The following is a 22,419-nucleotide window of genomic DNA, read 5'->3' on the forward strand; positions in this document are numbered from 1 at the left end:
CGGAAATAGCTAGACTCGGTCATCGCGATCGGAGGTGCTTATCAGTGGTGGTAACAAATAGGGGCAAGCAGCCGAGTCTCGCACAGCTGCGCGCCTTCACGGCGGTGGCGGAGCATCTGCACTTCCGGGATGCGGCCGCCGCGATCGGGATGAGCCAGCCCGCGCTGTCCGGGGCCGTGTCGGCGCTGGAGGAGACGCTGGGCGTGCAGCTGCTGGAGCGTACGACGCGCAAGGTGCTGCTGTCCCCGGCGGGGGAGCGGCTCGCGGTGCGCGCCAGGGCCGTCCTCGACGCCGTCGGCGAGCTGCTGGAGGAGGCCGAGGCGGTACGGGCTCCGTTCACCGGGGTCCTCAGGCTCGGGGTGATCCCCACCGTCGCGCCGTATCTGCTCCCCACCGTGCTGCGGCTGGTCCGCGACGCCTATCCGGAGCTTGATCTCCAGGTCCATGAGGAGCAGACGGCGTCCCTGCTGGACGGCCTGGCGGCCGGGCGGCTCGATCTGCTGCTGCTCGCCGTGCCGCTCGGGGTGCCGACCGTCACCGAACTCCCCCTCTTCGAAGAGGACTTCGTGCTGGTCACCGGGCAGGACCACTGGCTGGGCGGGCGCGTCGGCATTCCGCGCGACGCCCTCAAGGAGCTGGATCTGCTGCTGCTCGACGAAGGCCACTGTCTGCGCGACCAGGCCCTCGACGTCTGCCGGGAGGCGGGCCGCACCGAAGGGGCGGCCGTGACGACCACGGCCGCCGGGCTCTCCACGCTGGTGCAGCTCGTCGCGGGCGGGCTCGGGGTGACGCTGCTGCCGCGCACCGCCGTCGAGGTGGAGACCGCCCGCGGGGGCAGGCTGCAGACCGGATACTTCGCGGAGCCGGCCCCCGCACGGCGCATCGCCCTGGCGTGCCGCGCGGGCGCGGCACGCCAGGGCGAGTTCGAGGCGTTCGCCGGGGCGCTGCGGGAGGCGATGCGGGCCCTCCCGGTGCGCATCCTCACTCCGTACGAAGCCCCTCCGGCCGCATCAGGCGCAGCAGCGGCGGCAGACTGAGCGCGGTCACCGCCAGCACGACGGCGGTGCCGATCCCGGCCATGGAGGCCACGGACACCCAGTCGATCACCACCTGGGCGTTCGCCATCCGCAGCAGCACCGCGCCCAGGGTCAGCCCGACCGCGGTGGACAGGGCGAGGCCCAGCGCCACCGGAACCGCCGTCTGCCACAGCACCGACAGGCTGAGCGTGGAGCGCCGGGTGCCGAACGCCACCAGTGCGGACAGCAGCTTCTTGCGCTCGCGCAGCTGCTCCAGCTGGGAGACCAGCAGACTCGCGCCGATCAGCAGCAGGACGCAGGCGGCCCCCACGTACAGGCCGGTGCGGATCGAGGCGAAGCGCTCCGACTCCATCGTCGCCTGAAGCGTGAGGGGGCTCAGCAGCGGGTCCGCTTGGCGCAGTGCCGTGCGGACGTGCTCCACTGCGTCCGGCACCGAGTCGTCGAGCCGCACATAGAGGGTGGCGAGCTGCTCGTCGCCCAGGCCCTTGGGGGCGGCGGACGGGGTGACGGCGATGCCGTTGCGCTTGGTGCCGTCGGGGTCCTCACGGCTGACGGCATCCTTCGCGGAGGCGGGCAGCGTAAAGGCGACCGGCGGGGGTGCGCCCTCGGTGCCGTACACATTGCCCGCGTACAGCGTCCCGCCGGGCTTGGCGACCGCGTCGGTGTTTGTGTCGTCGAAGCTGCCGCGCAGGATGAAGGCGTCGCCGTCGGTGCAGGAGTCCAGCTGCGCCACCTGGCGCAGTGCCGCGCAGCTGCCGATGGTCAGGGAAGTCGTCTCCTCCAGGCTGTCCGGGGCGGGGGACAGGCCGGTGGAGGTGAGCTGGATGACCTCCGACACCCCCTCGGCGCCGCTGATCCGCCGGGTGAGGGCGGCCACCTCCTCCGGTGAGTCGGCGCCGGTGTTGGCCCTCACGGACAGCGCCGCCCGTGAAGGGTCCTGGCCGGTCTGCTTGGTGTAGTCGTTCTCGACCCCGGCGAACAGCATCTGCAAGGCGATGGCCCCGGCGACCGCGACCGCGATGCCGTTCACCAGGCGGGCTGCCGTGCCGCTGCTGAGCTGGAGTCTGCGGACCGCGAGCTGCCAGGAGACCGAGCCGCCGCCCAGCCGGGAGACGGCCCGCTCGACCAGCCAGGGCAGCAGCCCGGTGACGCCGACCAGCAGCAGCACCACGCCCGCGCTGACCTGCCACTGGTTGAACTCGCCGCTGTTGTCGCCGCGGCCCGTCATGGGGTAGAGCAGGGCCAGTCCGGCGAGCGGCGGCAGCAGCCGCCACCAGACCCTGCGGCGGGTGGGCTTGGCGGTGCGTACGACGCCGAGCGGTTCGATCACCACACCGCGCAGGGTGAACAGGGTCACCGCGACCGCGGCGGCGGGCACGGCGAGCGCGACCAGCGCGGCGAGGGCGGGCGAGGGGTTGAGGTCGGCGGGGAAGACGCTGACGCGGAACAGGTCCACCGCGCCGGCCGCCTGGCGTGCCACCAGGAAGAAGCCCGTGCCGAAGACGAGCCCGACCAGTGAGCCGGCGAACGCCTCGCCCGCGGCGATCCTGCGGGTCATCCGGCTGTCCGCGCCCACCAGGCGCAGCGCGGCGAGCCTGCGGTCCCGCCGCTCGCCGCCGAAGCGGACGGCGGCGGCGATGAAGACCGCGACGGGCGTCAGCAGGGCTGTGAAGACCAACACGATCAGCAGGGTCAGCACCGGGTCCAGGGGCTCCGGCTCTGCGGAGTTGTCGAAGCCGGTGACCCGCGGGACCAAGCCCCCGATCTGCTCGAGCGTGTCGCTGCCCGCGTAGTAGGCGAGTTCGGACGGGCCGATCAGCCCCTCGTCGCCGATGACCGCGATCTGCCGGTATGGCAGCCGCTCACGCAGCAGTTCGCTCTCCGAGGAGGCCAGCAGTTCCTTCAGCGCGGGCGACACGGCCATCTCCCCGGGCGCGGGGAAGCCGGTGAGGCCGGGCGGGACGGGGGCGTCGGGGCCCTCCGGCTTGAGCAGCCTGCCGTGGATGTCCGCGCTGTGGAAACGGGTGTCCGCCATGCCGATCAGCAGGGTGTCGCGGCCCGGCTGCGCGGCCTGGGGCGCGGTGTGCTCGCTGCGGGCGTCGGCGCGGGCGTCGCGGGCGGCGAGGGCGCTGGGGATGGCCGTGGTGACCAGCAGCAGCGCCACGCCGAGACCGACGCCGACGCCGGTGAGCAGGGTGCGCGTCCAGCCCTCCCGGCCGCCGCCGAACGCGAACCTGACGCCCATGCGCAGGTCCTGGAGCCAGGTGTTCACGCGGGCAGCTCCTGCATCATGTCGCGGGACTTTCCGTCGCGTACGACGATCTCCCGGTCCGAGTAGGCGGCGACCCGCGCCTCGTGGGTGACCAGCACCACGGCGGCGTTGGCCGACCTGGCGGCCTCGGTGAGGAGTTGCATCACACGCTCACCGTTGAGGGAGTCCAGCGCGCCGGTCGGCTCGTCGGCGAACAGCACGCGGGGCCCGGTGACGAGGGAGCGCGCCACGGCGACCCGCTGGCCCTGGCCGCCGGAGACCTCGCCGGGACGCTTGGCCTTCAGGCCGTCGACCTCCAGGCGCTCCATCCAGCCCAGCGCGGTCCGCTCGGCGTCCCTGCGCTTGACGCCGGCCAGGCGGAGGGGGAGGGCGACGTTCTCCACGCACGTCAGCTCGGGCACCAGCTGGCCGAACTGGAAGACGAAGCCGAAGTCCGTACGGCGCAGGGCGCTGCGCTCCGCGTCGCTCATGGCCGACAGGACCCGGCCGTCGTAGGTGATGGTGCCCTCGTCGGGCGTCACGATCCCCGCCAGACAGTGCAGCAGGGTCGACTTGCCCGAGCCGGACGGGCCCATGACCGCGACGACCTCGCCGGGGTGTATGGAGAAGTCCGCGCCGTCCAGCGCGGTCGTCGGGCCGTACGCCTTGCGCAGCCCGGATGCGGTGAGAAGGGAGCCGGCGGGGGTCATGCGCGCACCTCGCCCGCGAGCTGGTCGAGCCGTGCGCCGGTCAGCTCAAGCCAGCGCAGATCCGCCTCCAGATGGAACAGCGCGTGGTCGCAGATGAGCTGGTCGGCGAGGTCGCCGCGGCGCTTGCGGTCGGTGAGGATGCGCATCAGGCGCAGATGCTCGGCGCGCTGCGTGTCGAGGAGGTCGGCCGCGCTGCGGCCGGTGAGCAGGGCGAGCACGACTTTGGTGTAGAGCGTGGACTGGAGATACGGCTCCGGCTTCTCCGGCTGCGCCAGCCACCGCTCGACGTCCGTGATGCCGGCGTCGGTGATGGCGTACCGCTTCCGCTCCGGGCCGCCGCCGGCCTCTATGCCGTCGACCTCGACGAGGCCGTTCTTGAGCAGCCGGGACATCGTCGAATAGACCTGCCCGTAGTGCAGCGGCCGGTCGTGGCCGAACTTCTCGTCGAAGGCGCGCTTGAGGTCGTAGCCGTGGCGGGGGCCGGACTCAAGGAGCCCGAGCAATGTGTGACCGATGGACATGCGCGCCACTGTACACGGTGTGTATACATCGGGTGTATACGTGCGGCGCGGAGCTGCCGCAGAAGCAAACTGGACCCGCGCCTCAGGCGCGGGTCCAGTTGGAGGGCGGGGCGCGCCCCGGTCCGGGGCGGCGGGGCGACGGGCCCCCGTCAGTCAGGCGGCCGCGGCTTCGGCGGGCGGCCGCGCCGCGGAAGCGGCCCCGCCGCATCCGGCAGGCGGCCCGCATCCGCCAGCGCCCTCCGCAGGAGAAACTCGATCTGCGCGTTCGCGCTGCGCAGCTCGTCCGACGCCCACCGCGCCAGCGCCTCGTACACCGCCGGATCCAGCCGCAACAGCACCTGTTTCCGCTCGGCGCCGCTCACTGGTACAGCGTGCCCGTGTTCAGCACGGGCTGCGCGGACCTGTCCCCGCACAGCACCACCATCAGATTCGACACCATCGCCGCCTTGCGCTCCGGGTCGAGCTCCACGATCTCCTCCTCCTGGATGCGGGCCAGCGCCTGCTCGACCATGCCGACCGCGCCGTCCACGATCTGCCGCCGTGCGGCGACCACCGCGCCCGCCTGCTGCCGCTGGAGCATCGCGGACGCGATCTCCGGTGCGTACGCGAGGTGGGTGAAGCGGGACTCGATGATGTGCACGCCGGCCGCCTCGACCCGCGCGTGCAGCTCCAGCGCGAGCTTCTCGGTGATCTCCTCGGCGTTGCCTCGCAGCGACAGACCGTCCTCGTCATGGGCGTCGTACGGGTACTCGATGGCGATATGCCGGACCGCCGCCTCCGTCTGCGTGGAGACGAACTCCAGGAAGTCGTCCACCTCGAACATCGCCTGTGCGGTGTCCTCGACCTGCCATACGACCACAGCGGCCAGCTCGATCGGGTTGCCGTACGCGTCGTTGACCTTCAGCACCGCCGTCTCGTGGTTGCGCACCCGGGTGGAGATCTTCTCGCGCGTGGTGAACGGGTTGACCCAGCGCAGGCCGTCTGTGCGGATCGTGCCCCGGTAGCGGCCGAAGAGCTGCACCACCCGCGCCTCGCCGGGCGCGACCATGTTCAGCCCGCTCATCGCGAGCAGCGCGGCGATGGCGACTGCCACACCGCCGATGATCAGCGCGGCCTTGGCGCCCGCCGAGCCGGCGGCCGCGCCGAGGGCGATCAGGCCCGCCGCCGCCAGGACCCCCACCAGCCCGAGCAGCAGCGCGAGGCCGCCGCCGATGCTGCGCGCCGGGAACTCGCTCACCCGAGGCCGTGGCATCGAAGGCCCTCTGCCTCTGGCGTCCGCTCCCATGGTCTTGCCGGTCTTGCCGGCCTTGTCAGCGGTGTCGCCGGTGACAGCAGTCATGATCACTCCCCGTGTCGGTGCGTCTGCTTGCACTAAGCATTGTGCAATCAATCTGTTAGCAGATTATCCCATCTCGCAACCCTGCGCGCCTCCCAGGAGTCGGATCTGTTGAGGAGACGCCGAGGAGATGCCTCAGTGGCGTGCTGAACCTCACGCACGGAAAAGACGGATCGATGGGCCTTTGTCCCAGGAACCAGTGTTAGCTTGCCTAGCTGATTCCCGACAGAACGGCACAACCGAGAGCGGAGCGAACCACCGATGGGCCGAGCCGAAGCGCGACAAGCCGCCCGGAAGCGCGGTGCGCGCCGGGCTGCCAAAGCCAAGCCCACCGGCATACGACGCTTCTTCACCTGGCGGAAGATCCTGGGCGCGTTCTTCACGCTGGCCCTGCTGGGGATGGGCGCGCTGTATGTGATCTATCTGCTGGTGCCGGTTCCGGAGGCGAACGCCCAGGCGGAGCTGCAGAGCAATACGTACAAGTACGCCGACGGCACGATCCTCGCCCGCGACGGCGAGGTCAACCGGGAGATCGTGGGCCTGGACAAGGTCCCGGCGGACGTCCAGAACGCGTTTGTCGCCGCCGAGAACAAGACCTTCTGGAAGGACTCCGGGGTCGACTTCAAGGGCACGGCCCGCGGTGTGCTGAACACTCTCACCGGCAAGGGCAAGCAGGGCGGCTCCACCATCACCCAGCAGTACGTCAAGAACTACTACCTGAACCAGGACCAGACGGTCAGCCGGAAGCTCAAGGAACTGGTGATCTCGCTCAAGGTCGACCAGCGCAAGGAGAAGAGCGACATCCTGGCCGGGTATCTGAACACCAGCTACTTCGGCCGCAACGCCTACGGCATCCAGGCCGCGGCCCAGGCGTACTACGGGGTCGACGTCTCCGAGCTGAACGTCGAGCAGGGCGCGTACCTCGCCTCCCTGCTCCAGGCCCCCAGCCAGTACGACTGGGCCGTGGCCAGCGACACCGGCAAGAAGCTGGTCACCGACCGCTGGAACTACACGCTGGACAACATGGTCGAGGAGGGCTGGCTCAAGGAGTCCAAGCGCGCCGCCATGAAGTTCCCCACGCCCCAGGAGCCCAAGCCCGCCCCCGGCATGGAGGGCCAGACCGGCTATCTCGTCGAGGCCGCCAACCGCCAACTGCGCGAGCAGGGCGTGAGCGACCAGGAGCTCCGGGCGGGCGGCTGGTCCATCACGCTGAACATCGACCCCAAGCGGCAGAAGGCGCTGGAGAAGGCGGTCGACGAGCAGTTGGAGAGCGAGCTGGACCGCAAGGGCAACAAGGTCGACGCGACCGTGCAGGCCGGCGCCACCTCCGTCGACCCGAAGACCGGCAAGGTCGTCGCGCTCTACGGGGGCGTGGACGCCACCACGCACTGGGTCTCCAACGCCACCCGCCAGGACTACACGCCCGCCTCCACCTTCAAGCCGCTGGTGTTCGCCGCCGCGCTTGAGCACGGCTCGACGACGCAGGACGGCCAGCCGATCGGCCCGAAGACGATCTACGACGGCACCAGCAAGCGCCCGGTCGTCGGCAGCGACACCCCGTACGCGCCGCAGAACCAGGACGGCAGGAGCTATGGCCCGGTCACCGTCCAGAAGGCCACGGACAGCTCGATCAACTCCGCCTACGCGCAGATGGCCGTGGACGTCGGCCTCGACAAGGTGAAGGAGACCGCGCTCAAGCTGGGCGTCCCGGACAAGAACTACCCGGTGAGGCCCTCGACCGCGCTGGGCAGTATGAACGCCTCCACCTGGGACATGGCCGGGGTGTACGCCACCCTCGCCAACCACGGCAAGAAGGTCACCCCCGCGATCGTGGCCTCCGCGGAGCGCAAGGACCGCACCGTCGAGTTCGACGACCCGATCGGCCGCCAGGTGATCAGCCGGGAGACCGCGGACACCGTCACCTCCGTCCTCAAGGGCGTGGTGGACAACGGCTCCGGCTTCCGGGCCAAGTCGAGCGCGTACGAGGCGGCGGGCAAGACCGGCACCTCGGAGAACAACTACGCCGCCTGGTTCGCGGGCTACACCCCGGAGCTGACGACCGTCGTGGCCCTGTTCGGCGAGAAGCCGACCGAGGGCGGCGGCCAGGTGACGCTCACCGGCACCGCCAACTCCGGGCGGGCCAGCGGCAGCGGCTTCCCCGCCAAGATCTGGGCCGACTACACGCGCGGCGCGCTGGGCAGCGGCTCGAATGAGAAGTTCGATCTGGAGCTCGCCGACATCGCGACCGTACAGCCGTCGCCGACCTGGACCCAGGAGCAGTCGCAGGAGCCCGACCCGGATCCCACGCCCACCCGCACCCGGGAGCAGTCACAGGAGCCGGACCCGGAGCCCAAGCCGACGCATACGCAGACCACCGAGCCCGGCCCGGACCCCTCGCCCACAAACACCCAGACGGAGAAGCCGGACCCCCGGCCGACGGAGTCCACCGAGCCGGCGCCGACGGGCTCCGGCGGGGCGGACGACCCGGGCGACGGCACGCTCCCCGACGGGGACCGGCCCTTCAGGCCGTGACCCGCAGGCCGTGACCCCCGCAGGCCCTGCCCTGCGTACGTGTGCCCGCCACCCGGCTCCCGGGCGGCGGGCACACGCATGTCCAGGCCCCGGCGGCCTCAGCTGCCGTTGACCTCCTTGGCGATCCGGTCGCCGATCTCCTTGTCGATATTGCGCCAGTACCGCAGCGCGCGGTCCAGCACCGGCCGGGACACGCCCTTCAGCAGATGCCCGCTGACGTTCGACACCAGCCGGTCGCGGGCGGCGTCGTCCAGCACCTGCCGGACCATCGTGCCCGGCTGGCCCCAGTCGTCGTCCTCGCGGTGCGGCTTGTACGCCTCGCGCACCATCTCGCCCGCGGCAGCCCAGCCCGCGGGGTCGCCGAACGCCGCCACATCCGCGTCCGGCCCGCCGTACGAATTGGGCGCATAGGGCCGTGCGACGTTGGCCGGCTCATAGCGCATCGGGCCGTCCTTGGCGTACGAGTTGATCGGCGAACGCGCCCGGTTCGGCGGCAGCTGGGCGTAGTTCGGGCCGATCCGGTACCGGTGGGTGTCCGGATACGAGAAGAGCCGGCCGAGCAGCATCTTGTCCGGTGACGGGCCGATGCCCGGCACCAGGTTCGAGGGCTCGAAGGCGGCCTGCTCGATATGGATGAAGTAGTCCTCCGGGTTCTTGTTGAGCGTCATCCGCCCGACCTCGATCAGCGGGTAGTCGCCGTGCGGCCACACCTTGGTCAGATCGAATGGGTTGAAGCGGTAGCCCGGGGCGTCCTCGAACGGCATGACCTGCACATACATCGTCCAGCTCGGCGCGTTCCCGGACTCGATCGACTGGTGCAGATCGCGGCGGTGGACATCCGCGTCGACCCCGGCCAGCTCATCGGCCTCCGCCTGGGTGAGGAAGTCGATGCCCTGGTCGGTCTTGATGTGGTACTTCACCCAGAACTTCTCGCCGCCGCCGTTGACCCACATATAGGTGTGGGAGCTGTAGCCGTTCATATGGCGGTAGCTCTTGGGGATGCCGCGGTCGCCCATCAGCCAGGTGACCATATGCGCCGACTCTGGGGAGAGCGTCCAGAAGTCCCACTGCATGTCATGGTCACGCAAACCGCTGTCGGGGCGGCGCTTCTGCGAGCGGATGAAGTCCTGGAACTTCTGCGGATCGCGGACGAAGAAGATGGGCGTGTTGTTGCCCACGAGGTCGTAATTGCCGTGCTCGGTGTAGAACTTCAGCGCGAAGCCGCGCGGGTCGCGCCAGGTGTCGGGGGAGCCCTGCTCGCCGGCGACCGTCGAGAAGCGAGCCAGCATCTCGGTGCGCCTGCCGGGCTGGAGCAGATCCGCCTTGGTGAACTGGCTGACGTCGTTCGTCACTTCGAAGACTCCGTAAGCGCCCGCACCCTTGGCGTGCACCACCCGCTCCGGCACCCGTTCCCGGTTGAACTGGGCCATCTTCTCGATCAGATAGTGGTCCTGGAGCAGGATCGGGCCGTCGGCGCCGATGGTGAGCGAGTGCTCATCGCTCTCCACGGGGATGCCGGCGTTGTTCGTCGTGTACGGAGTCGTGGGGGCTGACTCGGTCACGAGCGTCCTCCCGTCGGTTGAGAAGCTTGAGGTGAGGGCCTCCCGCGCCCCCCAGTCAACTCCTCCGGCCTGACGTCGGCAACATTTGGACGGGGTCCAGTTCTGACCCCCGTCCGGCTGCCGTCCGTCTCTCCGGGCGGGTTCCGCTCCCGCGCGCCCTGCCCGCTACCCGCGAGTAGACAGCTCGAACCAGACGACCTTGCCGGTCGACAGCCGGGTCGCCCCCCACCGTCTGGCCAGCCGGTTCACCAGGAAGAGACCACGGCCGCCCTCGTCCGTGTCCCGCGCCCGGCGCTGCCGGGGCAGCTGCGGGGAGTCGTCGCCGACCTCACAGCGCAGCACGTCCGTACGCAGCAGCCGCAGTGTCACCGGCCGTGACGCATAGCGCACCGCGTTGGTGACCACCTCGCTGACCAGCAGCTCCACCGACTCCGACAGCTCCTCCAAACCCCACCGGTCCAGCGCCCTGCGGGCCAGCCGGCGGGCCCGGCCCGGCGCCGCGTCCTCCGGCTCCAGGAACCAGTACGCCACATCGCTCGGCGCGATCCCGTCGAAGCGGGCGGCCAGCAGCGCGATGTCATCGTCCCGGTCGCCCGGACCGAGCATGTCCAGCACGTCGTCGCAGAGCGCCTCCAGCGGCGGCGAGTGGTCGGGGCCGGTCAGCTGGGCGGTGGCGGCGAGCCGCTCCCGCAGCTGCTCGATGCCCGTCCACACGTCCCGCAGCCGCGACTCGACCAGACCGTCCGTATAGAGGAGCAGCGTCGCACCGGCCGGGGCGTCCAGCTCCACCGCCTCGAAGTCCACTCCGCCGACGCCGATCGGCGCGCCCGGCGGCACCCGCAGCACCTCGGCCCGCCCGCCGAGATGCAGCAGCACCGGCGGCGGATGCCCGGCGTTGGCGATGGTGATGCGGTGCGAGACCGGGTCGTACACGGCGTACAGACAGGTCGCCATCCGGTCCGTGCCCAGCCGCTGGGCCTGCTCGTCCAGATGGTGCAGCACCTCCTGCGGCGGCAGATCGAGCTGGGCGAGGGTCTGCGCGGTGGTGCGCAGCTGGCCCATGATCGCGGCGGAGGTCATGGAGTGGCCCATCACATCGCCCACGACCAGCGCGACCCGGCTGCCGGGCAGCGGGATCGCGTCGTACCAGTCCCCGCCGACCCGTGCGGTCTCGGCGGCCGGCAGATAGCGGGAGGCCAGCCGTACGCCGGTGGGCTGCGGCAGCCCCTCGGGCAGCATGGTGCGCTGCAGCTCGTCCGCGATATACGCCTCGCGCCCGTACAGCACGGCCTTGTCGATGCCGAGGGCCGTGTGCGTGGCGAGCTGCGCGGCCACCAGCAGATCGTTGGGTTCAAAGGCGGGCCGGTCGGGTCTGCGCAGAAAGACGGCGGCGCCGATGACACGGCGGCGGCCGCGCAGCGGGGCGAGTATGGCCCGATGGCCGCCCGGCACGCTCCGGCCGTCGCCGAGGAGCTCCGGCAGCGCGGCGCGCGCCGCCGCGGAGTCGCCGAAGACGGGCCGCACCCCGCGCAGCACCTCCGACAGCGCCCCGCCAGAGCGGACCTGGCACAGTTCGGCCGTCGGATTCAGGTCAATCTGGGGATCGGCGGCGGACGGGGCCCCGGCGACGGTGAGATCGCCGTCCTCCTCCGCTAAACGCAGCCGGTCAGTGCGGCGCAGCCGCAGCACGAACGGCGACACCGGCCGTTCGTCGCCGACCGGCAGCGGATCGCGGAGATAGACGAGGATCGCGTCGGAGAACGTCGGCACCGTGGCCCGGCACAGCCCCAGCACGATCTCGTCGAGATCGATCCCGCGCGCGATGCGGCGGGTCGCCGCTCCCACGAAACGCAGCCGGTCACCCTCGCGCCGCGCCGCCGTGGCCAGCTCCTGCGGCGGCCCCGCGGGCCCGCCCGGCGCAGGCAGGGCGGCGTGCCCGGCCGCCTGCGACCGGGGGCGGGCGCGTTCGTGCGGGCGGGCAGCCAGGGGCTGCCGGCCTTCGTGGGAGGTGGGCTGCTCCGTCACGCGTGGGATTCCGTCCGTCTGGGCCGGGGGTGCGATGCCTGCGCCTCGTGAGACGTCTCGCGAGGCGCCTCGTGGGGCCGTATACCCGCTCTGCGGGGGGCGGTGACAGGGCGGTGGGCTTGTCGCACAGTTCCACCCCCTGTGGTCGACGTGTTCAGTGACTCGAAATGACTTACGGTCAGCTTCCGGGCCGCGCTCAGCGGTTGATGCATGTCCTCCATGCATGTCTTATGCGCCCGAGGCTGTCCAGCCTTGCGGACGACGATCCTACGTTTGCCACCAGGGGGCGCATCAAGAGTCTCACGAGGCGGTATGCGCCGGAGTGCGTTCCCGTACCGGAATCAGTCACTTCAGCGACACCGGAGCTGAACGGAGGACAGCCGCGCGCCGGCGCGCGGCCCGCACAAGGGCGTCCGCGCTATGAGGCCAGCCGGGGCGCCGGCTCCACCCGGTCCCAGTCCTCCGGCAGCTCGGGCACCTCCCACCCGGGGTCGGGACGCCACCGCTCCCAGCCGTCGCGGAACGGCGCGCCCCAGCCCCGGATCACCTCGACGGCCGACTGGCCCGCCTCCCGCACCCGGCGCGCCTTGGCCGCGTCCATCAGCCCCACGCGCTGTGCCTGGGCGAACTCGTCCTCATCCCGCCAGATCCAGCTGCGGTCCGGATAGACGGAGATGTCGAGGAAGTGGTCCTCCGAGTCGACGCCGCCCGCCCATCGGGTCTGCGGCTCCTCGAGGTTGACGTACCAGCTGCGGAACTGCCAGCCGCGCTCCCAGAACAGCCACACCGACCACGGCTGCCCGGGGCTGGCCAGCTTGAGCACGCCCGTGCCGGACCAGCGTGCGCGGGCGACCGTGCGCGGGGCCGTATAGCGGGTGGCGAGCGGCTCCTCGTGCACGGGGGTGCCGTCGGCGAGCACCGGCTTGACGCACTCCGTCCCCGGGGCCATCCACACCGCGAGCAGTTCGTCGGTGTCCTGGACGACGGTCACCGGGCGGCAGATGTGGACGCCGCGGCCCTGCGCGTCCGGGGCATGGCCGCGGTACCGCCAGAGGATCTGGTCCCCGCGGCTGAAGCGTACGGCGCGTTCCGGGCCCGCCGTGCCCGACCTGCCTGTCATGAGCAGATCTTAAAAGGGCGCAGGGGAGCGCGCTGCGATGCAGGTCACGGCGGTGGCGGTGGCGGTGCGGCCGCGGGTCCCGTGCGTCCAGGGCAGCGGGCCCCGCGGGTTTCAGGGCCGGGTCATCCGCAGCACGTCCAGCGCTTCGTCGAGCTGCTCCACGGTCAGCGCACCGCGCTCCACATAGCCGCACTCCAGGACGACCTCGCGGATGGTCTTCCGCTCGGCGAGCGACTTCTTGGCGACCTTCGCGGCCTCCTCGTACCCGATGTACTTGTTCAGCGGGGTGACCACGGACGGGGAGGACTCCGCGTACTCGCGGGCCCGTTCCGCGTTGGCGGCAATGCCGTCGACCGTGCGGTCGGCAAGCAGCCGGGAGGCGTTCGCGAGCAGCCGGATCGACTCCAGCAGGTTCTTGGCCATGACCGGGAGCATCACATTCAGCTCGAAGTTCCCCGACGCCCCGGCCGCAGCGACCGTGGTGTCGTTCCCCATGACCTGCGCGGCGACCATCAGCACCGCCTCCGGCACCACCGGGTTGACCTTGCCGGGCATGATCGAGGAGCCGGGCTGCAGATCCGGCAGGCTGATCTCCGCGAGGCCGGTGCGGGGGCCGCTCGCCATCCAGCGCAGATCATTGGCGATCTTGGTGAGGGAGACCGCGACCGTACGGAGCTGCCCGGAGGTCTCCACCAGTGCGTCGCGTGCCCCCTGCGCCTCGAAGTGGTCGCGGGCCTCGGTCAGCGGCAGCCCGGTGGTGCGGGCGACCTCGGCGATGACGGCGGCGGAGAAGCCGGGCGGGGTGTTGATGCCGGTGCCGACGGCCGTGCCGCCCAAGGGGAGTTCGGCCAGCCGGGGCAGACAGGCCGTCAGCCGTTCCACCCCGTACCGGATCTGCGCCGCATAGCCCGCGAACTCCTGGCCGAGTGTCACCGGCGTGGCGTCCATCAGATGGGTGCGACCGGCCTTGACGACGCCGGAGAACTCCTCCGACTTACGGGTCAGGGACGCCGCCAGATGCTCCAGCGCGGGGATCAGATCGCGGGTCACGGCGGCGGTCGCGGCGATATGGATGGAGGACGGGAAGACGTCGTTGGACGACTGCGAGGCGTTGACGTGGTCGTTGGGGTGGACCTCGCGGCCGTCGAGCCGCTCGGTCGCGAGCGTGGCGATCACCTCGTTGGCGTTCATATTGGAGGACGTGCCGGAGCCGGTCTGGAAGACGTCGACCGGAAAATGCCCGTCCCAGCGGCCCTCGGCGACCTCCCCGGCCGCATCCGCGACGGCATGGGCCAGCTCCTTGTCAAGGACGCCCAGCTCGGCGTTGACCAGAGCGGCCGCCGCCTTGATCCGGCCCAGCGCCTCGATATGGGCCCGCTCCAGCCGCTGCCCGGAGACGGGGAAGTTCTCCACGGCCCGCTGCGTCTGCGCACGCCACTTGGCATGGGCGGGGACGCGGACCTCCCCCATGGAGTCGTGCTCTGTCCGGTACTCGCTCGCATCGGTCATCAGGATCATCCCTCCTGAAAAAGTTGAGCACTTGTCTTGTTCTTTCTATTCCCAACTGCGCTACCGGCCAGTAAATACCGGTGACAACCACAAACCGGGGAGGCGCAATGGCGCGCACCAGACACAGACTTCGGCGTACGGCGGCGACCGCCGCAGCGCTGGCGGCAGCACTCGGGCTCGGCGCCCTGGCGGGAGGAGCCCCCGCCACGGCCGCTCCCGCATCGCCTGCCGCCGCGGCGAGAGCATCCGCACCCCTCCCACCCGAACTGGAGTCGATCCGGGCGGCCGAGGCCGTCGAGCTGTACGGCAGCCCTGAGGAACGCCCGCTCGCCGCACGCAAGACCGGACTGATCTCGCTCGGCGACAGCGAGATATCCGGCGAAGGCGTCGGCGTCTATGAACCCGGCACCAACGGACCCGACAACTGGTGCCACCGCTCACCCGAGGCGGCCATCCACCGCACGGGCATCGAAGCCGACATGACGTACAACGTCTCCTGCTCCGGCGCGTACACCGGCAACATCCGCATCGGCGGCCACAAGCAGTACGCCGACGAACTGGTCCAGAGCGACAACCTCGCCATCAAGGCCCGCAACACCCGCATCAAGATGGTGCTGCTGGTCGCGGGCGCCAACGACGATCTGCAGTTCGGCCCGGTGATGACCGACTGCGTCACCCGCTACATCCTGTTCCAGGGCCCCTGCGAGCCGAAGTACGCGCCCGGCTGGCAGGCCCGCGTCGACGGCCTCGTCCCCAAGGTCGAGCAGACGGTGCGCGATCTGCGCACCGTGATGCGCGACGCGGGATACACCGACGGCGACTACAAGCTGGTGGTCATGGGCTACCCGAGCCCCATCGGGCCCGACTTCCGCGACAACCCCGACTTCCCCGGCAAGCTGATCTGCGGCGGCATGGGATACGACTCCGACACCGTGTGGGGCCGCAACACGGCCGTACCGGCGTTCGAGCGCGGCATGCGCAAGGCCGCGCGGTCGACCGGGGCGGCCTATCTGGACAACTCACGCCTCTTCCACGGGCATGAGGTGTGCTACCAGAACACCTGGGCGCGGGGGCTCTACATCGACCTCTCCAACCCCTTCCCGCCGGACTCCAACTCGGTCCGCCAGTCCTTCCACCCCAACGCCCGCGGCCACGCCGCCTTCGCCTCCTGCCTCACCCAGCTCTATGACTCCGGCCTGAGCGAGGCGAGCTGCGCGGACGTGGCGTCGAGCGGCAAGCCCGCGCTGTACCCCTTCGCCTGGGACGACGTCTTCAAGCCGGTCAGGGCCGAGGCGAGCGGCGCCTGCCTGGACGTGGAGGGTGCGGTCAGCCGCAACGACACGCGCGTGCTGGGCTGGGACTGCCACGGCGGCCGCAACCAGAACTGGTGGTACGACCCCGACCGCCGGTACCTGCACACCGAACTCAGCCAGGACCGCTGCCTCGACGTCCCCGGCGGCGACTACCGCGCGGGCGCGCAGCTGATCGTCTGGGACTGCCACGGCGGCGCGAACCAGCGCTTCATCCGCGACGCGGGGACGTTGCGCCCGGCGTCCGCGACCGGGCTGTGCGCGACGGTCGCGGGGGTGGGTGAGCCGGTGAGGTTGCAGCGGTGTGACGGATCGGGGGCGCAGCGGTTCGTGTAGGGGGGTTCTCCCCTGCCCCGCCCCTTCCCGCAACTGGGGGCCTGAGCCCCCAGACCCCCGGTACGGCCTTCGGCCGTGTCCTCAATCGCCGGACGGGCTCTTTGAGCCCCGCCGGCGATTGAGGCGCGGGGGTCCGGGGGCGGAGCCCCCAGGTTCCGTCAGGCCAGGCCCGGCCCCCGCACCGGAATCGACGTGAACGTCGGCGCGGGCGCCGGATCCTGAAAGAAGTCATTCCCCTTGTCGTCGACGACGATGAACGCCGGGAAGTCCTCCACCTCGATCTTCCACACCGCCTCCATCCCGAGTTCCTCGTACTCGACGACCTCGACCTTCTTGATGCAGTCCTGCGCCAGCCGCGCCGCGGGCCCGCCGATCGACCCCAGATAGAAGCCGCCGTGCGCACCGCACGCGTCGGTGACCTGCTTGCTCCGGTTGCCCTTTGCCAGCATCACCTTGGAGCCGCCCGCCGCCTGGAACTGCTCCACGTACGAGTCCATCCGCCCGGCGGTCGTCGGCCCGAAGGACCCGGATGCGTAGCCTTCCGGCGTCTTGGCCGGCCCCGCGTAGTACACCGGGTGGTCCTTGAGGTACTGCGGCATCTCCTCGCCCGCGTCCAGCCGCTCCTTGATCTTGGCGTGGGCGATGTCGCGCGCCACGACCAGCGGTCCGGTCAGCGAGAGCCGGGTCTTGACGGGGTACTTGGTCAGCTCGGCGAGGATCTTGTCCATCGGCTGGTTCAGGTCGATCCTGACGACGTCCCCGGACTCGTCGAGATGCTCGTCCGTCGTCTCCGGCAGGAACCGCGCAGGGTCCGTCTCCAGCTGCTCCAGGAACACGCCTTCCGCCGTGATCTTCGCGACGGCCTGCCGGTCGGCGGAGCAGGACACGGCGATCGCGACCGGGCAGGACGCGCCGTGTCGCGGCAGCCGGACCACGCGCACGTCATGGCAGAAGTACTTGCCGCCGAACTGCGCGCCGATGCCGATCTTCTGCGTCAGCTCAAAGACCTTCTCCTCCAGCTCCTTGTCGCGGAAGCCGTGGCCGAGGGCCGAGCCCTCGTCGGGCAGCTCGTCGAGGTAGTGCGCGGAGGCGTACTTCGCGGTCTTGAGCGCATACTCGGCGGAGGTGCCGCCGACGACGACCGCCAGGTGGTACGGCGGGCAGGCGGCCGTGCCCAGCGAACGGATCTTCTCCTCCAGGAACTTCATCATGCTCGCCTCATTGAGCACGGCCTTCGTCTCCTGGTAGAGGAAGGACTTGTTGGCGGAGCCGCCGCCCTTGGCCATGAAGAGGAACTTGTACGCGCCGCCGTCGGTCGCGTACAGCTCGATCTGCGCGGGGAGGTTCGAGCCGGTGTTCTTCTCGTCCCACATGGTCAGCGGGGCCATCTGCGAGTACCGCAGATTCAGCTTGGTGTACGCGTCGTAGATGCCGCGCGAGAGGGCTTCCTCGTCCCGCCCCCCGGTCAGCACGTTCTGGCCGCGCTTGCCCATCACGATCGCCGTGCCGGTGTCCTGGCACATGGGCAGCACGCCCGCGGCCGCGATGTTCGCGTTCTTCAGCAGGTCGAGGGCGACGAACTTGTCGTTCGACGACGCCTCGGGGTCGTCGATGATGCGCCGGAGCTGGGCGAGGTGCGCGGGGCGCAGATAGTGCTGGATGTCGTGGATCGCCTCGGCGGCGAGCTGGCGCAGCGCCTCCGGCTCGACCTTGAGGAACGTACGGCCGTCGGCCTCGAAGGTGGAGACACCCTCGGACGTCACCAGGCGGTAGGGCGTGGTGTCCTCTCCCAGGGGGAGCAGATCGGTGTACGCAAACTCCATTACGGCCATTCCTCACTCGGCAGACGGCGGCGCGGCCTCCTTTGGCAGCACGTCCTCAAGCGTAGGGCGAGGGCTCGGGGGCGATTCTGTGAGGTAAGGCTCAGTTGCGGCGGCCCGCAGCCGGACGGCAGCCGGACGGCAGCCGGCCCCTCCGGGCGGACCGCAGCCAGACTCGCGTCCCCTGTCGCGATCTATCGCGTTTCGCTACCCTGGGCCCGTGGACCTTGAGAAGCATGACGCCACGTCCCCGCCCGAGACGCCCGCCCCGCTGCGCGCCTCGGACGCCGACCGCGACCGGACCGCCGACATCCTCCGGGAGGCGCTGGCCGAGGGCCGGCTCGACGCCGAGGAGCACGCGGAGCGCATCGACGCGGTCTACCGGGCCAAGACCGTCTCGGAGCTGGAACCTCTCGTACGGGACCTCCCCGCGCCGTCGCGGAGCCGCCCCGCCCCGGACCCGTACCGCTTCCCGGACGACCTGCCGGGCCCCGGGGCCGGCGCCCGTCCCGCGGACAGCCTCGTCGCCGTCTTCTCCAGCAACACCCGAAAGGGGCGCTGGCGCGTCAACCGCAGACTGAAGGCATTCTCCCTCTTCGGCAACATCGAGATCGACCTCACCGAGGCGCTCTTCGAGCAGCGCCTGACGGTGATCGACGCGGGGTCCGTCTTCGGGAACATCGAGGTCCGTGTCCCGGAGAACATCACGCTGCGCGGCGCGGGCTCCGGATTCTGCGGCAATTTCGAGGTCGTCAGCCTGGAGGCCGAGGACCCGGAAGCCCCGGTCGTGGCCGTCAACGGGTATGCGGTTTTCGGCAATGTGGAGGCGAAGCCGAAGCGCGGCCGCCGTATCGCCGACCTCCACGACCGCCTGCGCAAACACTTCCGCTGACACCCCGCCGACAGGGCCGCGCCGGAGTGCTTTTCAGCCTTGTGCGCCTGTATGCAATTCCGTACATCGGAACTCAGTGCCACTCAGTGCATAGGGCCGCGCACAGCGGGTAGGGACTGCTGCATCGTCTCTCTCGCTCGCGAAGCCGTCGTCAGGAGTAGACCGTGCTGCAACTGCCGCATCAGTCCCTGCAGGTAGCCGCCGTTCCGTCGCAGCGCATTCCGGCGCGGGAAGATCAGGCCGGTCCCTGGCATGCGGAGGCGGTGTGCCGCCGGGACGAGGCCGGATTGTTCTTCGCGCCGTCGAAGGAGCCGACCGCCGCACGGCTGTCCCGCGAGGAGGCTGCGAAACGGGTCTGCGCACGCTGCCCCGTGATGGTCGAGTGCCGGGAGCACGCGCTGCTCCAGCCCGAGCCGTACGGGGTGTGGGGCGGGCTCACCGCCGCGGAGCGCCGTGTGGTCCTGGCGCGGCGCAGGCGGCGCGAGATGGAGCTGAAGAAGTCCGCCGCCGCCTGAGGAATGGGGCGCCCCGACCGTCGACAGGGCGCCCCTTCTCTGTGTCTCTGCTGCTGCCTGCTGCCTCTGCTGCTGGTTACTGCGCGCGGTCGAAGTCGATGGCGCTGTACGCGCGCAGCTTTGACAGCCGGTGCGTCGAGTCGATCTGCCGGATCGTGCCCGACTTGGAGCGCATCACCAGGGACTGCGTGGTCGCCGTCTCCGCCCGGTAGCGCACGCCCCGCAGCAGCTCGCCGTCCGTGATGCCGGTCGCGACGAAGAACACGTTCTCGCCGCTGACCAGGTCGTCGGTGTGCAGCACCCGGTCCAGGTCATGGCCCGCGTCGATCGCGCGCTGCCGCTCGTCGTCGTCCTTCGGCCACAGCTTGCCCTGGATGGTGCCGCCGAGGCACTTGATGGCGCAGGCGGAGATGATGCCCTCCGGCGTACCGCCGATGCCGAGGAGCAGGTCGACGCCGGTGCCCTCCTTGACGGCCATGATCGAGCCGGCGACGTCACCGTCCGAGATGAACTTGATCCGGGCGCCCGTCTCGCGGATCTCCTTGACGATGCCCTCGTGGCGGGGGCGGTCCAGGATCACCACGGTCACATCCTCCGGCGCGGAGTGCTTCGCCTTGGCGACACGGCGGATGTTCACCGACACCGGGGCGTTGATGTCGACATAGTCCGCGGCCTCCGGGCCGGTGACCAGCTTGTCCATATAGAAGACCGCGGACGGGTCGAACATGGTGCCGCGGTCCGCGGCCGCCAGGACCGCGATGGCGTTGGGCATGCCCTTGGCCGTCAGGGTGGTGCCGTCGATCGGGTCGACGGCGATGTCGCACTCGGCTCCGGTGCCGTCGCCGATGCGCTCCCCGTTGTAGAGCATCGGGGCCTCGTCCTTCTCACCCTCGCCGATGACGACGACGCCGTTCATCGACACGGTGTGGACGAGGGTCCGCATGGCTTTGACGGCCGCGCCGTCCGCACCGTTCTTCTCGCCGCGGCCGACCCACCGGCCGGCGGCCATCGCGGCGGCCTCGGTCACCCGGACGAGTTCCAGGGCGAGGTTGCGGTCGGGGGCCTCGGGGGAGACCTCAAGCTGGGACGGCAAGTGGTGCTCGGTCATCGGAGCGCACCTTTCTGTACGACGACGGCCGGATGAGAGGGTGCTGTGACTCTATCGGTAGGTCGATAAATTGAGCAGAGGGCCCCACGTTTGAGCGGACCCCCCTCGAGTCTGAGCGCTTCGGGCGTGATGCGACCATAGGGCCCGTGGCAGGCAAGCGAGGCATCAAGACGGTGCGGGACATGGTTCTCTCGATGGCGCTGATCTGCGCCTGTGCGGGAGGCATCTACCTGTTCATCCCGCACGACGACAAGGCCGACCCCATCAAGCCGGTCGACTACCGCGTGGAGCTGGCCACGGCCCGGCGCGCCGCCCCGTACCCGGTGGCCGCGCCGGAGGGCCTGGCGGAGGGCTGGAAGCCGACCTCGGTGACGTACAAGGGGGCGGAGGGCAGCGCCTGGCACCTCGGCTTCCTGGACCCGGAGCGGGAGTACGTCGCGGTCGAGCAGTCCACGGCGCCCGCCGAGAAGTACATCGAGGAGATCACCCACGGGGCCGCGGACACCGGCAAGACGCGGCAGGTGGCCGGGCAGACCTGGAAGCAGTGGGAAGGCCCGAAGTACGACGCGCTGGTGCGCCAGGAGAACGGCGCGACGACGGTGGTCACGGGCACCGCGCCGCTGGAGCGGCTGGCGGAGATGGCAGCCGCGCTCAAGGCGTCCTGACCTCCTGACCTCCTGACTTCTTGAGTACGCGGCAGGCCGCCGCACCCGGGTCGGGTGCGGCGGCCTGCCGCGTGTGTGAGCGTGTGACCGCGTACGGGGGCTCAGACGGTCGTGACGACCTCGTCGTAGGCGAGACGCGGGGAGCGCGGGAAGGAAGCGCCCTCGGCGGGCTTGCCGATGTTGACGATCATCAGCGGGGAGTGGTCGTCGTCCAGGAACTCCTTCTGAACGCCCGCGAAGTCGAACCCGGTCATCGGACCGGCCGCGAGCCCCGCGGCGCGGACGCCCACGATGAAGTACGCGGCCTGCAGCGCGGCGTTGAAACCGGCGGCGCGCTCACGCACGGGGCGCTCGGTGAAGAAGTCCTTGGCCTGCGGGAAGTGCGGGAAGAGGGCGGGCAGCTCCTCGTGGAACTCGTTGTCCGCGGCGAGGATCGCGACCAGCGGGGCGGCGGAGGTCTTCGCGCGGTTGCCCTCGGCCATCAGCGGGGCGAGCCGCTCGCGGGCCTCGTCGGAGCGGACGAGGACGATGCGCAGCGGCGTCTGGTTGAAGGCGGTCGGACCGTACTTGATCAGGTCGTAGATCGCCTGCACCTGCTCCTCGGTCACCGGCTCGTCGGTGAAGGCGTTGGCGGTGCGGGCCTCGCGGAAGAGGAGGTCCTGGGCGGTGGGGTCAAGGACGAGGGACATACAGGGACCTTCCGAACAAAAGATGTAAAGCGTCATCGGGTGACGGCTCCACCGTACGTCGTTGATAGATTAACTTTCAACTAAATCCGGAGTTCGGTGATCCGCTTCACAGCGGCTGCCTCCGGTCAGCCCTCGTGGTTCTCTGCGCCCCGCTCGCCCTGCTTGCCCTCCGCGCCCTCCTCGCCCTGCTCCTCGCGGGCCAGAGCGGCGTCCAGCCGGGCGCGGGCGCCTTCCAGCCAGTGCTTGCAGACCTTGGCCAGCTCCTCGCCGCGCTCCCAGAGGGCGAGCGACTCCTCCAGCGTCGTGCCGCCCGCCTCCAGCCGGCGTACGACCTCGATCAGCTCGTCCCGCGCCTGCTCATAGCCGGGAACGGCCGCGTCGTCGGTCTTGGCAGTCATGTGATCACCCTATGTCCGTGTCGTCGGCGTCCTCTGCGCGCCTGTCCGCGCCCTGTCCGCGCCCCGTCCGCGCATTGTCCGCC

Annotated in this window: 19 protein-coding genes; 6 read left to right on the plus strand and 13 right to left on the minus strand. The window is 70.5% G+C overall.

Annotation, left to right across the window (positions count from 1 at the left end):
* Positions 1-44: 44 nt before the first annotated feature.
* Positions 45-1,037, plus strand: a complete 993-nt coding sequence (locus tag OF819_RS10675; protein ID WP_267243175.1) for a hydrogen peroxide-inducible genes activator — start codon at positions 45-47, stop codon at positions 1,035-1,037.
* Here OF819_RS10675 and OF819_RS10680 read toward each other — a convergent pair.
* The 5 genes from OF819_RS10680 to OF819_RS10700 all read right to left on the minus strand — a co-directional run bounded on the left by OF819_RS10680 (position 982) and on the right by OF819_RS10700 (position 5,804).
* Entirely contained in the window at positions 982-3,282 is a 2,301-nt protein-coding gene (locus tag OF819_RS10680; protein WP_267243274.1) for an FtsX-like permease family protein, read from the minus strand. The two genes, OF819_RS10675 and OF819_RS10680, sit on opposite strands and share 56 nt — an antisense overlap.
* 23 nt (positions 3,283-3,305) lie before the next feature.
* Positions 3,306-3,998, minus strand: a complete 693-nt coding sequence (locus OF819_RS10685; protein ID WP_267243176.1) for an ABC transporter ATP-binding protein — start codon at positions 3,996-3,998, stop codon at positions 3,306-3,308.
* On the minus strand, positions 3,995-4,519 hold the full coding sequence (locus tag OF819_RS10690) for a PadR family transcriptional regulator (protein ID WP_267243177.1): 525 nt from the start codon (positions 4,517-4,519) through the stop codon (positions 3,995-3,997). The genes OF819_RS10685 and OF819_RS10690 overlap by 4 nt, the downstream gene beginning before the upstream one ends.
* 149 nt (positions 4,520-4,668) lie before the next feature.
* Positions 4,669-4,881, minus strand: a complete 213-nt coding sequence (locus OF819_RS10695) for a hypothetical protein (RefSeq protein WP_267243178.1) — start codon at positions 4,879-4,881, stop codon at positions 4,669-4,671.
* Positions 4,878-5,804, minus strand: a complete 927-nt coding sequence (locus tag OF819_RS10700) for an SPFH domain-containing protein (RefSeq protein WP_267243275.1) — start codon at positions 5,802-5,804, stop codon at positions 4,878-4,880. Before OF819_RS10700 ends, OF819_RS10695 begins: the two co-directional genes overlap by 4 nt.
* Before the next feature lie 312 nt (positions 5,805-6,116).
* Here OF819_RS10700 and OF819_RS10705 point away from each other — a divergent pair, with 312 nt between their 5' ends.
* Positions 6,117-8,387, plus strand: a complete 2,271-nt coding sequence (locus OF819_RS10705) for a transglycosylase domain-containing protein (RefSeq protein WP_267243179.1) — start codon at positions 6,117-6,119, stop codon at positions 8,385-8,387.
* Positions 8,388-8,485: 98 nt separating this feature from the next.
* Here OF819_RS10705 and OF819_RS10710 read toward each other — a convergent pair whose 3' ends face one another.
* From OF819_RS10710 to OF819_RS10725, 4 genes are all read right to left on the minus strand, one after another.
* Positions 8,486-9,949 carry a catalase gene (locus tag OF819_RS10710; protein ID WP_267243180.1) on the minus strand — a complete coding sequence of 488 codons (1,464 nt, stop codon included), beginning with the start codon at positions 9,947-9,949 and terminating at the stop codon, positions 8,486-8,488.
* Positions 9,950-10,114: 165 nt separating this feature from the next.
* Positions 10,115-11,974 carry a SpoIIE family protein phosphatase gene (locus OF819_RS10715; RefSeq protein ID WP_267243181.1) on the minus strand — a complete coding sequence of 620 codons (1,860 nt, stop codon included), beginning with the start codon at positions 11,972-11,974 and terminating at the stop codon, positions 10,115-10,117.
* A gap of 418 nt (positions 11,975-12,392) precedes the next feature.
* The gene (locus OF819_RS10720; RefSeq protein WP_267243182.1) at positions 12,393-13,094 is read right to left on the minus strand and encodes a DUF402 domain-containing protein; all 702 of its coding nucleotides are present in this window, start codon (positions 13,092-13,094) and stop codon (positions 12,393-12,395) included.
* A 111-nt stretch (positions 13,095-13,205) separates the two neighbouring features.
* Positions 13,206-14,603, minus strand: coding sequence for a class II fumarate hydratase (locus OF819_RS10725; RefSeq protein WP_267243183.1), 1,398 nt, complete (start codon positions 14,601-14,603; stop codon positions 13,206-13,208).
* Positions 14,604-14,710: 107 nt separating this feature from the next.
* On the opposite strand from OF819_RS10725, the gene OF819_RS10730 reads away from it, so the two are divergent.
* Complete coding sequence (locus OF819_RS10730; RefSeq protein WP_267243184.1) at positions 14,711-16,249, plus strand: ricin-type beta-trefoil lectin domain protein; 1,539 nt, start codon at positions 14,711-14,713, stop codon at positions 16,247-16,249.
* Positions 16,250-16,407: 158 nt separating this feature from the next.
* Here the strand turns inward: OF819_RS10730 and OF819_RS10735 are convergent, their stop codons facing one another.
* A complete protein-coding gene (locus tag OF819_RS10735; RefSeq protein ID WP_416370503.1) occupies positions 16,408-18,072 on the minus strand; it encodes a fumarate hydratase in 1,665 nt (554 codons plus the stop codon).
* A gap of 217 nt (positions 18,073-18,289) precedes the next feature.
* Between OF819_RS10735 and OF819_RS10740 the strand changes: the two genes are divergently transcribed.
* Both OF819_RS10740 and OF819_RS10745 read left to right on the plus strand, forming a co-directional pair.
* Positions 18,290-18,961 carry a DUF1707 SHOCT-like domain-containing protein gene (locus tag OF819_RS10740; protein WP_267243186.1) on the plus strand — a complete coding sequence of 224 codons (672 nt, stop codon included), beginning with the start codon at positions 18,290-18,292 and terminating at the stop codon, positions 18,959-18,961.
* Between the two features lie 164 nt (positions 18,962-19,125).
* Positions 19,126-19,476, plus strand: a complete 351-nt coding sequence (locus OF819_RS10745; protein WP_267243187.1) for a WhiB family transcriptional regulator — start codon at positions 19,126-19,128, stop codon at positions 19,474-19,476.
* Between the two features lie 76 nt (positions 19,477-19,552).
* On the opposite strand, the gene glpX is transcribed toward OF819_RS10745, so the two are convergent.
* On the minus strand, positions 19,553-20,584 hold the full coding sequence (glpX, locus tag OF819_RS10750; protein WP_267243188.1) for a class II fructose-bisphosphatase: 1,032 nt from the start codon (positions 20,582-20,584) through the stop codon (positions 19,553-19,555).
* 146 nt (positions 20,585-20,730) lie between these two features.
* Between glpX and OF819_RS10755 the strand changes: the two genes are divergently transcribed.
* Positions 20,731-21,249 carry a DUF4245 domain-containing protein gene (locus tag OF819_RS10755; protein ID WP_267243189.1) on the plus strand — a complete coding sequence of 173 codons (519 nt, stop codon included), beginning with the start codon at positions 20,731-20,733 and terminating at the stop codon, positions 21,247-21,249.
* Between the two features lie 101 nt (positions 21,250-21,350).
* Here OF819_RS10755 and OF819_RS10760 read toward each other — a convergent pair whose 3' ends face one another.
* Positions 21,351-21,938, minus strand: coding sequence for a malonic semialdehyde reductase (locus OF819_RS10760; RefSeq protein ID WP_267243190.1), 588 nt, complete (start codon positions 21,936-21,938; stop codon positions 21,351-21,353).
* 125 nt (positions 21,939-22,063) lie between these two features.
* On the minus strand, positions 22,064-22,336 hold the full coding sequence (locus OF819_RS10765; RefSeq protein WP_267243191.1) for an exodeoxyribonuclease VII small subunit: 273 nt from the start codon (positions 22,334-22,336) through the stop codon (positions 22,064-22,066).
* Positions 22,337-22,419: the final 83 nt, after the last annotated feature.

The sequence above is a fragment of the Streptomyces sp. PR69 genome (assembly GCF_026420845.1).
Lineage (GTDB): Bacteria > Actinomycetota > Actinomycetes > Streptomycetales > Streptomycetaceae > Streptomyces.

What these genes read in the sequence shown, in the direction of transcription:
- OF819_RS10680 (WP_267243274.1), bottom strand. Translation starts at nt 3,282, where the DNA reads ATGGGCGTCAGGTTCGCGTTCGGCGGCGGCCGGGAGGGCTGGACGCGC.
- OF819_RS10690 (WP_267243177.1), bottom strand. Translation starts at nt 4,519, where the DNA reads ATGTCCATCGGTCACACATTGCTCGGGCTCCTTGAGTCCGGCCCCCGC.
- OF819_RS10685 (WP_267243176.1), bottom strand. Translation starts at nt 3,998, where the DNA reads ATGACCCCCGCCGGCTCCCTTCTCACCGCATCCGGGCTGCGCAAGGCG.
- OF819_RS10765 (WP_267243191.1), bottom strand. Translation starts at nt 22,336, where the DNA reads ATGACTGCCAAGACCGACGACGCGGCCGTTCCCGGCTATGAGCAGGCG.
- OF819_RS10730 (WP_267243184.1), top strand. Translation starts at nt 14,711, where the DNA reads ATGGCGCGCACCAGACACAGACTTCGGCGTACGGCGGCGACCGCCGCA.
- OF819_RS10700 (WP_267243275.1), bottom strand. Translation starts at nt 5,804, where the DNA reads ATGGGAGCGGACGCCAGAGGCAGAGGGCCTTCGATGCCACGGCCTCGG.
- OF819_RS10720 (WP_267243182.1), bottom strand. Translation starts at nt 13,094, where the DNA reads ATGACAGGCAGGTCGGGCACGGCGGGCCCGGAACGCGCCGTACGCTTC.
- OF819_RS10725 (WP_267243183.1), bottom strand. Translation starts at nt 14,603, where the DNA reads ATGACCGATGCGAGCGAGTACCGGACAGAGCACGACTCCATGGGGGAG.
- OF819_RS10705 (WP_267243179.1), top strand. Translation starts at nt 6,117, where the DNA reads ATGGGCCGAGCCGAAGCGCGACAAGCCGCCCGGAAGCGCGGTGCGCGC.
- glpX (WP_267243188.1), bottom strand. Translation starts at nt 20,584, where the DNA reads ATGACCGAGCACCACTTGCCGTCCCAGCTTGAGGTCTCCCCCGAGGCC.
- OF819_RS10760 (WP_267243190.1), bottom strand. Translation starts at nt 21,938, where the DNA reads ATGTCCCTCGTCCTTGACCCCACCGCCCAGGACCTCCTCTTCCGCGAG.
- OF819_RS10735 (WP_416370503.1), bottom strand. Translation starts at nt 18,072, where the DNA reads ATGGAGTTTGCGTACACCGATCTGCTCCCCCTGGGAGAGGACACCACG.